This window comes from Allorhizocola rhizosphaerae (assembly GCF_003426775.1).
Classification (GTDB): domain Bacteria; phylum Actinomycetota; class Actinomycetes; order Mycobacteriales; family Micromonosporaceae; genus Allorhizocola; species Allorhizocola rhizosphaerae.
Genome location: NZ_QJUG01000055.1, coordinates 1 through 13,657, shown reverse-complemented (window position 1 = coordinate 13,657; position 13,657 = coordinate 1). Strand labels below are relative to the sequence as shown.

The window sequence follows — 13,657 nt, the reverse complement described above, 5'->3', positions numbered from 1 at the left end:
ACGATCCGGGGGACTACTCGCCCTCCGGTCGAGTGTCGTTGGACCACACCGCGCCGGCACGCTCCAGTCGGGCGATCTCGTCCTGGGACAGTCCGCAGTCGGCGAGCAGGGCCAGCGTGTCGTCGCCAACCTCGGGCGCGGGCTTGGCCGGCATCGCGCGGGAGCGGGAAAACCTTGGCGCGCCCGCCGGCTGGCCTTCGACGTAGGTCTCACGCGCGACAAGGTGCGGGTGCTGTGCCGCCTCGGCAACCGTGAGGACCGGCGTGACGCACGCGTCGGTCTCGGCGAAAATCGCCGCCCACTCGTCGCGGGTGCGTGACGCGAAGCGGTCGGCGAACAGCCGCTTCAAGGCGGACCAGTTAACCGGGTCGGTCCGGTCGGGCAGCAGTTCGGGGTCCAGTCCGAGCCCGGTCACCAGCGCCAGGTAGAACTGGTCCTCGATGGCGCCGACCGCCACGTGACCGCCGCCGGCACACGCATAGACGTCGTAGAACGGCGCGCCGGTGTCGAGAATGTTGGTACCACGCTCATCTCGCCACTGCCCCGCCGCGCTCATCGACAGCAGCATCGACAGCAGCGAGGCCGTACCATCCACAATGGACACGTCGATCACCTGGCCGACGCCCGAGCGTTCCCGTTCGAGCAGGGCCGCGAGAACCCCGTTGACCAGCAGCATGCCGCCGGCCGCGAAGTCGCCCAACAGGTTCAGCGGCGGCACCGGACCGCCGCCCGCGCGGCCGATGGCATGCAGCGCACCGGACAGCGCGATGTAATTGATGTCGTGCCCGGCCGTGCGTGCCAACGGTCCGCTCTGCCCCCAGCCGGTCATGCGGGCGTAGACGAGCGCCGGATTGCGCCGGCGGCAGTCGATCGGCCCGATGCCGAGGCGTTCGGCGACACCGGGCCGGAAGCCCTCCACCATCACGTCGGCGCGCTCGGCCAGGCGCAGCACCACCTCCACGCCCGCCGGGTGCTTCAGGTCGAGCGAAATCGATCGCCGGCCGCGGTCGAGAATCCGGTGCCACGGCGCCAGCTGCCGCTCCCCTGGCCGGTCGACCCGGATCACGGTCGCGCCCAGGTCGGCCAGCAGCATGCAGCCGAACGGCGCCGGGCCGATGGCGGCGATCTCCAGGACAGTCACCCCGTGCAGAGGTCCGTGCATCACCACCCCACCGGCATTTCGAAGACGCTGTAGACCACGCTGCCGTCCTTGAACTGTAATTCGTTGCCGGGCTTGAGCAGATGCATATGCGGAATGCGGTGGAACAGCCTGGTGAACACGACATTGAGTTCGGCGCGGGCGAGCTCGGCGCCGATGCAGTGATGCGGGCCGTTGCCGAAGGACAGGTGTGCCCGGCTGCCCCGGGTGATGTCGAACCGGTCGGGCTCGGCGAACATGGCCGGGTCGCGGTTGGCCGACATTCCCAACAGGACGATGCCCTCGCCGGCGGGCACAATGACACCGCCGATGTAGATGTCCTTCTTCGCCACCCGGCACATCGCCAGATCGGCCGGCGTGATGAAGCGCAGCAGCTCCTCGACCGCGTTGTCGGCATGGGCCTCGGGATCGGACATGAGCAGGTCAAGCTGGTCCGGATGGTCGAGCAGGGTCATCACGCCCAGCGCGATCATCGCGGCCGTGGTCTCATGGCCGGCGTTGATCATCAAGCGCAGATTGTTCACCATGTCGCGCCGATTATAGATTTCTTCTTTCTGGTACCGGGAAATCATCCGGCTGATCAGGTCGTCGCGCGGTTGGCGTTCCCGGCGGGCCACCAGACCCTGCAGGTATGCGTTGACCTCCTCCATCGCCGCCAGGCGCTCCTGCGGCGAGGAGCCCCCGCCGAGCAGGATGTCGGTGTGGTCGTGCAGGAAATCGTGGTCGGACTCGGGGATGCCGAGGATGCCGCAGACGGCGGTGAGCGGGACGCGCAGGGCGAGCATGCGCACCAGGTCGACCGGTGGGCCGTGATCGATCATCTTGTCGATGCACCCGTCGACGATCTCGCGCAGGCGGGGCATGAGCGCGCGCACCCGGATTTTGGTGAACTCGCCGCTGACCACGGCGAGCCGCCTTTGGACGGTGTGCGCGGGTGGGTCCATGCCCAGGAAGCCCGAGTCGGTGCGGAAAGCCTGCGGGACGGGGATGTAGTACGGGTAGCCCGGGTGCGCCCGGTCGCTGCTGGCGCGGGTGTCGGCGAGCAGCTCGCGCACGTCGTCGTAGCGGGTCACAACGGTCGCGAAGATGCCCGTGCGCAGCCGGACCCGGCGCACCGGGGTCTCGCTCTCGCGCAAGCGTTGGTATTCGGGCGGTTCGGAGAGTGGATCCGGCCGGTGCCACGGGAAAAGCTCAGCCATTTGCTTCCTCCGCTTCGCTCCGGGAGCCCTGGCTGTTGATTCGCTCGGGCAAGCCCTCACCACTATGGCGTCCCTCCACTGCGCTACGCGGCGCATGCCCTCTGATTCGCTCGGGCAAGCCCTCACTCATGTATCTCCCCCTTCGTTTCACTGGGCTTGGGTAACCAGTAGCCGAGCATGAACGCGATCGCGATCATGCAGGCGGCGACGAGCGAGGTCCACCGGGCGGCCGCCACATAATCGGCGGGCGCGCCGAGGAGTCCGAAAAAGACGGAGCCGATCACCGCCACGCCCAGCGCCAGGCCGAGCTGCTGCACGGCCTTGAGCACGGCGGAGCCCGAGCCCATCTCGTGATTGCCCAGGCCGCCCAGGATGATGTCGAACATGGGCACGAAGACCATGCCCATGCCGGTGCCGCCGACCAGCAGCGGGAGGGCGAAGTCCCACGCGGTCGCGCCCGGCGCGATCACGGCGGTCAGCCACAGCAGGCCCCCGCCCATGAGCCCCAGCCCGAGATGGATGACGTTGCGGCCCATGCGGAACACGAGGGCCGCGCTGATGGTCGAGCCGAGGAAGGCGCCGCCGGCCCACGGGAGCGTGGCGATGCTCGCTCGCAGCGGGCTGTAGGACAATCCGAGTTGGACGAAGACGGAGAAGGTAAGCACGAATCCGCCCAGCGCCATGAGGAACGAGAGCGCGAACACAATGCCGGACAGGAATGAGCGGCGGCGGAACGGGCCGGGCTCGATCAGTGAGGGCCGACCGGATTGGCTGCGCTTTATCTGGTACCAAGCGAAAAGAAAAAGGATCGGGATGGCTCCGAGGAGCATGAGCCGATCGGTGGGAGTCGAGCCTTGCACGAGCGGCCGCACGAGCAGGAACATGCCCGTCCCGGCGAGCAGGATGCCAAGCAGGTCAAGCCGTTTGGACTCGATGGGCGGCGCGGTGCGCGGGATGAGCCACGCTCCAATGAGGAGCACGACCACACCGATGGGCAGGTTGATGAGGAAAATGGTGCGCCATCCCATGCCAAACAGGTTGAGGCTGATGAGCGCGCCGCCGACGATCGGCCCGGCGACGGTCGCGAGCCCGATGACGGGTCCTAACACGACCCACGCCTTGCGTTGGTGGGAGGGTGGAAAGATGTCGCGCACGAGCCCGAAAACTTGTGGCAGCATGACCGCCGCGAAGACGCCTTGCACGGCACGAAATCCGATGAGCATGGCCTGATTGACCGACAGTGCGCATAGGACAGACGCGGCGGTGAAGCCCGCGACGCCGAGCAGCAGGATGCGCTTGCGCCCGAACATGTCGCCCAGCCGCCCGCCGACGAGCAGTGTCACGGCCATCGCGAGGGTGTAGGCGGCGGCCGTCCACTGCAGATCGGCGAACGACCCGCCCAGGCTGGCCTGAATCGAGGGTGCCGCGACGTTGACAATCGTGGCGTCGAGCCGGTCAATCACCATCGCGGCGAGCGCGGCCGAGAACGCCACCCACCGCCAGCCGTGTTTCTCCCTGACAGTTTGCTGGGCTGGCGCAACCACAAGCTGCGTCATTTGCCGCCTCCGCTGCGCTGAAGGAGCCCTGGCTGTCTATTCACTCGGCGCAAGCCCTCGCTCATGATCTTCACTCCTCACTGCAAGGCGTTGAGGCAGGCGATCAGCGCCCGCGCGGGGAGGTTCACACAGTGAATGTGGCGGATGAGATCGGAAATCTGTCCTAACGCGACCCAGGCGAACTCGGGTGGGAGTTCGGCGGGCAGCCTGTCGTCGGCCTCCACGATAAGATTGCGGCAGGTAGGGTGGTAGAAGCGGGCGCCGTCGCCGGTTTGGACACTGTCGTAACGGATTTGGTCCTGGCGCGCCGAGAGGATGTAGTCGAGCAGGGCCGGGCGCGGCACGTTACCCTGCTTCTCGAAGTCCTTGGGCTGGCAAAAGACCGTCGGTCCAATCTCGACCGAGTCGCGCAGCCCGCTCTCCAGGCCGGCGCGGGCCAGCACATGCGGCACGCCGTCGAACTCCTTGACCACCAAGGCCGCCAGGCCCTGCCCCCGCACCTCCACCATCGGCTGGCTGATGGTTTCGTGGCGGCCGTGGGATTCCACGGCCATGATGCTGAGATAGCGGCCGTCGGCGCGGCAGATCTCCATCTCGGTGCGCTGCCAGCCGGACACGTGGTTCAGCGGGATCGGCGTAATCTCGACCTCGCGATAGGCCCGTTGTTCGGAAAGCCAGCCCAGCACCTCGGCACTGGTCATCACGGCGCGGCTCGCGGAGTCGTTGCGCGGGAGCAGGGACAGAAGCGAGCGCAGGCTCAGGCTGAGCACCTTGTTCCGCTTGAGGAGCGCGTTAAGCTGCCCCACGGTCAGCCATGCGAACCCCTCGCCCGCTTCGACGTCGCCCATCGCCTCAACGACCATGCAACGATTGCTCATGCGATAGAACCATTGGCCGTGCGAGGAGTGCAGCACGTCGGCGATGATGCGGCCACGGCGCGGGCCGATGAAACTCTCCAGGTGCCGGGTCGCGAAATCGCGCTGCGCGGTGGCATAGGCGTCACGGGTCGCCTGCACGGTCGGATACAGCTGGATGACCTCCGGGTGGCCGGGCTCGGCCTTGGCCTGCACCAGGCAGTGCAGCACCCCGGCATGCTCCTTGACCAGCAGCCCGTGGATGCCGACGCCGGGCTGGTTGACGATCGGCTGATACCACTCGCAGATCGGCCCGGTCCAGGCCAGGATCTTCATCCCCTCGACGCTGTAGTGGCCGCTGCCCGCATGCACCAGGTTGCCGGTGTCTTTGGCGAACGCCCACCCTTCGAGCGCGGCGAACGGCACCCGTTCCGACTCCAGCCCCCGCGGCCCCTTCTGCGCCAGGAACCACTCGTAGAATTGCTGCATCGTGAGCACGCCGTCAGCCGCCGCGCCGGAGACGGTGAGCCGGGAGACCAGATCCCGGTCGTCGCGCGGGGTCAGCAGCTTCGATGGCCGGACCGTGGCACCCATGGCACTCAGCCTGGCCATCCGCCCTCAAGCCCGGCCAGAGCCCCAGAACACATCCGCTCGCGGTGCGCGGCTCAGCCGGCCTGCAGACCCAGCAGCCGCTCCAGCTCCTCGAAGTCGGCCGCCACCACGTGCCATCCCTGCGGTCGTGCATGGATCACACGTGGCCGGTCGCGGCTTAACCGATAGTCCAGCGCTATTGCCGAGTCCGGGAACAGATCGCCGATCAGCACCGCAAGCTTCGGCTCGACACCAACCCCGGGAGCTTGCAGGCCTAGATATCTAGCACGTGATGAGCTTCGATGAGCTGCCAAGCATCGCTACTGGCCAGAGCGGCCGTTCGCCGGGCGTGCGTGCGGGGCTGGGTCAGCCCGTGGGGTCGGTGTCGACCAATCCGTATGGGGGCACCAGGAAGGTGCGGGCTCCGGGCGTCCCACCCAACACGACCTTGCGCAGCGACACGTTGTTGTGCGGGTTGCTCTCGTACAGCACATTGTCGGGGTTGGCGACGACCTGGATGTAGTAGGTGCCGTTGGGCAGGTCCTGGATGGTCACTGCCCGGCCGGGCGCCGAGTTCGGGTAGGTGTCGCCGTGCCCGGTGGCGAGCACCTGCCGTACCGTCTGCGAATCCGCATTGCCGCACGAAGTGTGCAGATCGGTGTTGTCCGGCTGCCAGTCGGCGTTCCGCACGAACAGGTTGATCGCATCAGTGTTGGCCAGGCAGAACGCCTCCTTCTGGGAGCGTACGACCTCGCGCAGGTCGCTGTCGAGCAGCCGGTAGCCGGCGAAATCCCGGAAATGCCAATGGCGGTGGCCGTCTTTGTCGTCCCACTCCATCGAGCCGACCGGGGCGTGACCGATCGCGTTGCCGTCGGCGTCGTAGAAGTACTGGTATGAGTCCATGACCGCCTCGTTGGGGCGGCGGAAGCCGTCGACCACGAGCGGGGAAGGTCCGGCGTTCCACACGTTGGCGGCGAACGTCAGCCGCTCGGGCTCCACCTGCGGGGTGCGCGGGTTGTCACCGAGGATGTCGATCGCCCACGCCGGCAGGGGTATCAGATCGGGGCGTGGCCCGTGCGGGCCGGCCGCCGGCCCGGTGGTTGCGGCAAGCGGTGAGGCGGCGCCGGGTGCCGCAGTCGGCAGCGGTACCGGCACGGTCCTCAGTGTGACCTCGACCGTCACCGTGTTCGCCGGGATCCGGAACACGTCGCGGTATCGTCCGGTCACGGTCAACCGGGCGGTATAGACCCCGTCCGGGACGCCCGCGGTGTTGACGCGCTCAGTGGCGCCACCGGTTGACGTGCCCCATCCACTTTGCACTCCCCACACCGAACCGAGTGTGAACGGATTGGTCGGACACGACGGTGGATAGGGCGAGGCGTGCGGAGCGGCCGGGCGCAGACGCATGGTGCGACCGTTCGGGCAGAATCCCTGTTCGGCGTTCAGCACCTGTTGCCCGGCCGCGTCCGTCAGGCTCAGGTGGAAGAAGTCGCGCAAGCCGTCGAAGCCGTTCACCACATCGCTGGCGACAGGCCTGACGTGCACCCGGCCGTGGTCCCGCACGATCTGTGTCGCGACGATCGGGTCGTGGTAGGACCGGCGCTTGACATGGATCTCGAATGGCGACCTGCCCGCGACCATGAACGCACCGAGGTCGAGCGTGACGAAGGGTCGGCCCTGCAGCCGCTCCACGATGACCGCAGAAGCAGTGCTCACGAGCTCCAACGGCGCCGGGGAGGCGACCTGTGCGGCCGCAGCCGAGAACCCGCTGACGGTCCAGACCGCGGTCAGCAACGCGGCGAGCGGGGCACCGACCCTTAAACCGATCCTTGCCAATTCGTGGCTCCTTCCTTCAGGCATGGTCGCGCGCCTGGCTTCCGCGCCCGCCACGCGGAAGCTAGACCGGCACGGAAATCCACCGTCCTACTCGCTGTAGACCACCCACAGCTCGTATTTGCCGTTGCGGTACTGGCAGCTGTAGTTGTTGATGAAGTTGTTGTCGTACAGGAGGTTTCCCATGTCCTTGCACGCCCGCAGCGAGTCGAAGGAGTCAAAGTAGTGCCAGCTCATCGGGGTGATGACGGGCGAGTCCCCGGAGACGGGAGCACCCTGATGGGAGGCGACGGCGGCCGTGCCCGGGGCGACGGCCGCGCCGGCCGGTGCCGCGAGCGCGATGGCCGGGGCGAGGATGATCGAGGCGGTCACCAGCAGTTTGGCCAGGCCTGTGCGTAGCATGCGATTTCCCCTTCTGGCTCAACGAAAATTCGTACCAGCAACAGATCAACTTCGATGCTATCGACGCGGTCCTGAGCTCAACACCCATACGCATGTCCGGATATGTTCGGGACCGTTCGGGACGGTTGCCACGAACGTTCGCCGCACGCGAAGGTCGATCGAAGGAGAGGTTCGCAGCGAAGGGAAGGTGACACGTTGAGGGGGACGCTAGCGCGACTGCTCACGGTATTTGCTCTCGTGGCGGCGACTGCCGCGGTGCCAACGGCCGCACACGCCATCGGCGACAACGGCAGCTGCAAGAGGCTGTATGGCATCAACGACGCGTGGGCTCAGGCATGCGGAGACTACTGGTCTGTTGGCGGCGGGCGATACGACGGTTGGGTGAGGATAGACATCAACAACCGATACGTGCAGGCTTCTTTCGACGGGATCGTATACAACCTTTACGGTCCAGGCGCCTACGGGACAGAGCAGTTTGTCAGTGCCCGCACCTACTACGTTCGCGTGTGCTATTACAGCAACGGCACGGGTTGCGGCGCCTGGTGGTGACGCGAAAGGGGTGGCCGCACCGGCTGGCACGGCCACCCCTTGAGCCGACTCACTCCTGTACCTTGATGTCGCTGCGGCGGATCAGCAGAGTCGCGAGCGCCGAGACGACTGCGGCTGCGGAGGCGTACCAGATGACGCCCGACGGGCGGCCGGAGGCGGCCAGCGACTGAGCCACGGCCGGAGTGGTGCCGCCGAAGACGGCCGCCGAGATGGTGTAGGGGATGCCGTACCCGATGACGCGAATACTCGTCGGGAACAGCTGGCTGAAGATGACGTTTGCTTGCGCCAGCACGAGCCCGAAGCACGACAGGTAGATGACCGCCGCGCCGATGAACGGGATGGCGCCGGTGCGCAGCGCGATCAGCAGCGGACCCGTGCCGACGGCCAGCAGCAGGAACCCGGTGCGGAACACGTTGAACGCGCCGAACCGGTCGGCCAGGCGGCCCGCGATGAGCATCACGACGAGCATGACCAGAAGCGCGGCGGGCATCATCCGCTCGGCGTTGGGGCGGGCGATGACCCCGTGCATGTCCGCGTAGACGGGAAGGTAAACCGTGCCAAGGTAGAACGCGACGGTCCCTCCCGCGCACGCGAAGAACGTCGCGATGACGAGGCGGGAATTGGCGCGCAGCACCGCCCAGCGGCGCACCGGCGTGCGGTTGTCCAGGAACGCGTTGCTCTCCCGCACACCGGTCCGGATCCACAGCGCGACCAGCCCGGCCGCCGCCGCCACGATGAACGCGACCCGCCAGCCACCGTTGGTGACACCCTCGGCCCCATATGTGCCAAGCAGGATAGCCAGCGTGATGAACGCCAGAATCGGCCCGATCACCCCACCGAGCGACGCGACCGCGCTGTAGCTGAACCGCCGCTTCGCGGGCGCTGTCTCCGTGACATACGCGGCCCCGCTTGGGATCTCGCCACCGAACGAGATGCCCATGAAAACACGCGCCAGCACGACGATAATCGCAGCCCCGACCCCGATCACCGCAGCGGTCGGTGTGAGGGCGATGACCAGATTCGCCAGCGCGATGGTCACCATGCTGAGCACGAGCGCCGACCGTCTCCCGCGCCGGTCGGCCCACCATCCGATGAGGATGCTTCCGAGTGGCCGCGCGACGAAGCCGACCGCGAATCCCACATACGCGGCAAGGAGCTTGGCCACCGGGCTGTCGCCCGGGAACAGCTGCACCGCGAGATAGGGCGCCATCACCGCGTAGATGGTCCAGTCGAATCCCTCGACGATCCCACCCACCGAGGCCGCGAGCAACTCCCGCCGGCCTTTGCCGTGGGAGGGAACGAAGCCCTCATCCGGTACCGTATGAGAAGTCTTTTCTAAGGTCGCAGTCATAGCATGCAGAGTTCGCCGCGCGGCTCGACTCGTGCTCGAGCGGTGCCGGGCAGGATGGCGCGGTGACTGATGGGGCGCTGCAAACCCTTGCTCCCGGCGTGTTCGCCTACGTCCAGCCCGACGGCGGCTGGTGCGTCAACAACGCGGGCATCATCGCCGGTCCAGAAACGACCGTCGTGATTGACACGGCCGCGACCGAGCGCCGCTCGAAGCAGTTGAAGCAGGCCGTGGCGACGGTCGCGCCCAACGGCGCCAATCTCGTCGTCAACACACACTTTCACGGCGACCACGTCTTCGGCAACGCGCAATTCGCGCCGGGGGCGGTCATCGTGGCGCACGAGCGTTGCCGCTCCGAGATGATTGAGGCCGGTCTCGGCCTCACCAACCTGTGGCCGGACGTGGAGTGGGGCGAAATCGTGCTCACACCGCCCGTGCTGACCTTCGAGGATCGGCTGACAATCCACAATGGAGATCGTAGAATCGAGCTGATTCACGTCGGGCCGGCCCACACCACCAATGACATTGTTATCTGGGTACCCGATGAGCGCATCCTTTTCGCGGGCGACGTCATCATGTCGGGCGTGACGCCGTTCTGCCTCATGGGTTCGGTGGCCGGATCGCTACGCGCGATCGAGCGCCTGCGCGCCCTCGACCCGGCGGTCATCGTCGCCGGGCACGGCGAGGTGGGCGGGCCCGAGCTGCTCGACGCCAACGAGTCATACCTGCGCTGGATCCAAGGCCTCGCCCATAATGGACAGTCCATCATGGACGCCGCGAGGCAAGCAGACCTCGGTGATTTCGGCAAGCTGCTGGACTCCGAGCGACTGATCGGCAACCTGCACCGCGCGTTCGCCGAACGCGACGGCTCCACCGACGTCAACGTGCTCAAGGCATTCCAGGACATGGTCGCGTTTCACGGGAGGCTGCCCGACTGCCAGGCCTAGCGTCCGATGACTCCCAACCGTTCGCCGAGCGTGATGGCGTAGACGGCGGCGGCTTCCACGAGATTGTCGATCGGGACGTGCTCGCCCGGGCCGTGCATCTCGGTGAACGGCCCGGGTCCAAACGCAACCGACGAAATGCCGACACTGCTGTAGACGCGGGTTTCGAGGCAGCCCGGACACATCGATGCCCGCACCTGCCGACCGCTCACCTCCAGTGCCGCCGCTTGGAGTGTGCGAATGAGTGGGCTGTCCTCGTCGGCGCTCGCGGGAAGCACGTCCTGCAGGACTTCCACCGTCACGCGGTGATCCTTGCCGAAGTCGTCAAGCAGATCGAGCAGTTCCCGGCGCGCGGCGGCGTAGTCCTCGTCGGGGTTGGGCCGGCGATCGATCGTGAAGCTGAACCGGTCGGGCACGATGTTGAAGTTCGTCCCACCGCCGACCTGGCCACCGATCAGCATGACCGACTCCCGCGCCGCCTCGGGCTCGATCTTCAAGCCGGTCTTGTGCTTGGCTATCCGGTCGCGGTACGCGAGCAGTCGGCCGATCAGGTGATAGCCCTCCTCGACGGCATTGACCCCGGTGTAGTGCAGCCCGATGTGCGCCGGACGGCCGTGCACGGTCACCCGCACGGTGAATGCGCCCCGAGCGGCGTACCACAGATCGGGGTAACTCGGCTCACCGACGATGGCCCCGACGCATCCCTCGGTGGCAATCAGTCCTCTTTGGACCATGCGCTCGGAACCGTTGGCACCGCCGGTTTCCTCGTCGGGCACGTAGACGAGGCGAATCCGGCCGAGGCCACCGAGATCACGGTGGACCAGCGCGCCCATCAGCATGGCCACCAGACCGCTCTTCATGTCCGAGGCGCCACGGCCGAACACCCGGCCGTCGCGCACCTCGGGCGAAAACTGCTCAGGACCGAAGGCGGGCACCACGTCGTAGTGGCCGTGCAGATACATCATCGGTCCGGAGTCGCCGATCGACCCGATGATCACCCGATGCTGGCCACCGGACTGCGCGGTGTCATGGCTTTCCGAACCGATGCCGTATTCGTGCAGCGTCTTCTCGATCCATCGCTGCGACTCCAGCAGGAACGTGCCGGGCGGGTTCTCCGCCGCAATGGCGCAGAAGTCGGTGAGCAGCCGGACCATCTCGTCCTGTCGCTCGGCGACGGTGAGGCGGACACGCTTGGCGTGAACGGAATCAAGCACCCGATCAGCATGTCAGGAAATTGGCTGGGGGCGCATTAGCCAATTGGAATACGATCGTGCGGGTGACGAGCGCGCCAATCGAGCAACTGCTGGACGGGTGGGTCCACATGGACGCCGAAAACCTCGCGGCACGCCTGGCGCTGGCGCTGCGGCAGCTCATCGCGGCCGGGATGCTCGCGCCCGGCGAGCAGTTGCCCCCCGAGCGGTTGATGGCACGCGCTCTGCACGTCAGCCGGCCCACCGTGTCCGCCGCGCTCAACCAGCTCCGCGCCTCAGCCAAGTGGGCCTGCCGACGGGCCCTGACCAGATCATCATCACGGCAGGCGGTCACCACGCCCTGCGGGTCGTGTTCGACGTGCTCGCCGTGCCGACCGCGCCGGTGCTCGTGGAGGAGTACACCTACGGGGCGGTCGTGGATCTCGCCGCCGCGCGGCGGGCAGGGTTGCTCATCGCGTCCGGGGAGGCCTTCCACCATCGCCGCGCCAGATCCGGACATGTGCGGATCTGTCATGACCGGCCGGAGGCGTTGCTCAGCACGGCAATCGCCAAGCTCGGCGCGCTCTAGCGGTGGCAACAGCCGTCGCCACCGGTGTTCCAACCGCTGCAGAGACCGCGCTCGCGCCGCCCGCACCTACGCCCGACACCCCCGGCCCGACGCCGAGTGATCGACGCTGTTCCGGAGTGACGAGTACCCATGTCTGCCCGGACGGCCAGTTCTCGTGGACGACCATCACGACGATCATCCATGCATGAAGATTCGTCAACCTCTAGCCGTGCTCGCCGTCGCCGCCCTCGCGATCGTGGCCGGCCCGGCACCCGCGGCGCGGGCCGAACCGTTGGACCGGGCGACACTCGAACAGCTGCGCGACACCGTCGCCGCCACGGCACCCGTGGGCAGCGTGACTTATGTGGACTCGCAACGCGGCGTCGTCGTCCTGGAGACGCCCGGCCCCGGCACGGCGGCGGCCAGGGCGGCCTCCGCCCGGTACCCGGGTCGCGTCCAGGTGACCGAGGGCGCCTCCGCCGTGAAGCCGCTGGCGCTGATCTACGGCGGCATGGCCATGGACACCGCCTACTTGGAACGGCGATGCAGCACCGGATTCCTCGCCCAGGGCGGCGGGTGGTATTTCCTGCTGACCGCCGGCCACTGCGTCGCCAACACCTCCGGCAGCGCCGCGGTCTGGTACACCGAAGGCGGATACAACAGCGGCGGGCTCATCGGCGTCCGCACCACCCGGCCGTACTACCCCGGTGACGACTTCGCCAACATCCAGATCAGCCGCATCACGCCGCACCAGTACGCGCCGTCCGTGCTGCACCACGGCTCGCCTCGGCCCGTGCGCGGGGTCGGCACGGCGCGCCCCCCGCAGGACTTCTTCCCCGGCTCGCCCGTCTGCAAGACCGGCCGCACCACCGGCACGACCTGCGGCTTCGTCACCCGGGTGAACGTCTCCGTCACCTACCACGACGGTGTCGTCAGTGGACTCATCGAGTCGAGCGTATGCGCCGGCCCAGGCGATTCGGGCGGGCCGCTGTACGGCAACGACGTCACCTACGCGTACGGCATCGTCTCCGGCGGCAACTCGTTTCCCTGCGGCACCTCCGGCTTCCGCTCGTACCATCAGCCTGTCCGGGAGGCGCTCACCGCATACGGGCTCACGCTCGTGGTCGCACCATAACCGACCCGTGAGCTAGGCGCGGGTGACGAACAGGCCCAGCCCCAACAGCGACGCCACCGCCTGCAGGCCGACTGCCAGCGGTGGCGGCAGCACGCCGGCGATCATCAGCAAGGTGGGCACGGAAAGCAGCACGCCCAGGTCGAGCCCGGTAACCAGCCAGTAGAGCAGGCCCGTGGGCACGTATCCCATGGGCGTCACGATCGGCGGGAACTCGTGCCGGACCCGCCCACGCCGGGCCGCGCGCATCGCGCCCGCCGCGAGCGCGAGCCCGGCCGCCGCTCCGACCGGCCCGATCGAGCAGAGCCCCCACACGACACCGAACACCGCCG

General features: G+C 67.5%; 13 protein-coding genes and 2 pseudogenes. 5 read left to right on the top strand and 10 right to left on the bottom strand.

The features are described from left to right. Nucleotides 1-13 precede the first annotated feature (13 nt). The 7 genes from DM816_RS14175 to DM816_RS14150 form a co-directional block, all read right to left on the bottom strand. Nucleotides 14-1,162: a CaiB/BaiF CoA transferase family protein gene (locus DM816_RS14175; RefSeq protein WP_211588688.1), complete on the bottom strand. Its 1,149-nt coding sequence runs from the start codon at nucleotides 1,160-1,162 to the stop codon at nucleotides 14-16. Further along, the gene (locus DM816_RS14170) at nucleotides 1,162-2,358 is read right to left on the bottom strand and encodes a cytochrome P450 (protein ID WP_162907459.1); all 1,197 of its coding nucleotides are present in this window, start codon (nucleotides 2,356-2,358) and stop codon (nucleotides 1,162-1,164) included. Before DM816_RS14170 ends, DM816_RS14175 begins: the two co-directional genes overlap by 1 nt. Nucleotides 2,359-2,480: 122 nt before the next feature. Beyond that, nucleotides 2,481-3,914, bottom strand: coding sequence for an MFS transporter (locus DM816_RS14165; protein WP_117210693.1), 1,434 nt, complete (start codon nucleotides 3,912-3,914; stop codon nucleotides 2,481-2,483). 77 nt (nucleotides 3,915-3,991) lie between these two features. Then, complete coding sequence (locus DM816_RS14160; protein WP_162907458.1) at nucleotides 3,992-5,362, bottom strand: NDP-hexose 2,3-dehydratase family protein; 1,371 nt, start codon at nucleotides 5,360-5,362, stop codon at nucleotides 3,992-3,994. A 71-nt stretch (nucleotides 5,363-5,433) separates the two neighbouring features. After that, complete coding sequence (locus DM816_RS42545; RefSeq protein WP_162907457.1) at nucleotides 5,434-5,592, bottom strand: hypothetical protein; 159 nt, start codon at nucleotides 5,590-5,592, stop codon at nucleotides 5,434-5,436. Between the two features lie 133 nt (nucleotides 5,593-5,725). Beyond that, nucleotides 5,726-7,195 (bottom strand): lysyl oxidase family protein, encoded by a 1,470-nt coding sequence (locus tag DM816_RS14155; protein WP_211588687.1) that lies wholly within the window; start codon nucleotides 7,193-7,195, stop codon nucleotides 5,726-5,728. An 87-nt stretch (nucleotides 7,196-7,282) separates the two neighbouring features. Beyond that, nucleotides 7,283-7,594 (bottom strand): hypothetical protein, encoded by a 312-nt coding sequence (locus tag DM816_RS14150; protein ID WP_117210691.1) that lies wholly within the window; start codon nucleotides 7,592-7,594, stop codon nucleotides 7,283-7,285. Nucleotides 7,595-7,789: 195 nt separating this feature from the next. Here DM816_RS14150 and DM816_RS14145 point away from each other — a divergent pair, with 195 nt between their 5' ends. Beyond that, the gene (locus tag DM816_RS14145; RefSeq protein WP_162907456.1) at nucleotides 7,790-8,143 is read left to right on the top strand and encodes a hypothetical protein; all 354 of its coding nucleotides are present in this window, start codon (nucleotides 7,790-7,792) and stop codon (nucleotides 8,141-8,143) included. Between the two features lie 49 nt (nucleotides 8,144-8,192). Here DM816_RS14145 and DM816_RS14140 read toward each other — a convergent pair whose 3' ends face one another. Then, nucleotides 8,193-9,494 (bottom strand): MFS transporter, encoded by a 1,302-nt coding sequence (locus tag DM816_RS14140; RefSeq protein WP_117210689.1) that lies wholly within the window; start codon nucleotides 9,492-9,494, stop codon nucleotides 8,193-8,195. A gap of 62 nt (nucleotides 9,495-9,556) precedes the next feature. On the opposite strand from DM816_RS14140, the gene DM816_RS14135 reads away from it, so the two are divergent. Continuing rightward, on the top strand, nucleotides 9,557-10,438 hold the full coding sequence (locus tag DM816_RS14135; RefSeq protein WP_117210688.1) for an MBL fold metallo-hydrolase: 882 nt from the start codon (nucleotides 9,557-9,559) through the stop codon (nucleotides 10,436-10,438). Here the strand turns inward: DM816_RS14135 and DM816_RS14130 are convergent. Next, a complete protein-coding gene (locus DM816_RS14130; RefSeq protein WP_117210687.1) occupies nucleotides 10,435-11,649 on the bottom strand; it encodes an ArgE/DapE family deacylase in 1,215 nt (404 codons plus the stop codon). The two genes, DM816_RS14135 and DM816_RS14130, sit on opposite strands and share 4 nt — an antisense overlap. A gap of 107 nt (nucleotides 11,650-11,756) precedes the next feature. Here DM816_RS14130 and DM816_RS45235 point away from each other — a divergent pair. From DM816_RS45235 to DM816_RS14120, 3 genes and pseudogenes are all read left to right on the top strand, one after another. Next, nucleotides 11,757-11,909 (top strand): annotated as a pseudogene (locus DM816_RS45235) (GntR family transcriptional regulator); the annotation flags it as partial. Nucleotides 11,910-11,929: 20 nt separating this feature from the next. Continuing rightward, nucleotides 11,930-12,214 (top strand): hypothetical protein, encoded by a 285-nt coding sequence (locus DM816_RS44425; protein WP_246001938.1) that lies wholly within the window; start codon nucleotides 11,930-11,932, stop codon nucleotides 12,212-12,214. A 184-nt stretch (nucleotides 12,215-12,398) separates the two neighbouring features. Then, a complete protein-coding gene (locus DM816_RS14120) occupies nucleotides 12,399-13,328 on the top strand; it encodes a S1 family peptidase (RefSeq protein WP_162907454.1) in 930 nt (309 codons plus the stop codon). Between the two features lie 12 nt (nucleotides 13,329-13,340). Here DM816_RS14120 and DM816_RS14115 read toward each other — a convergent pair. Then, a pseudogene (locus DM816_RS14115) lies at nucleotides 13,341-13,657 on the bottom strand (hypothetical protein); the annotation flags it as partial.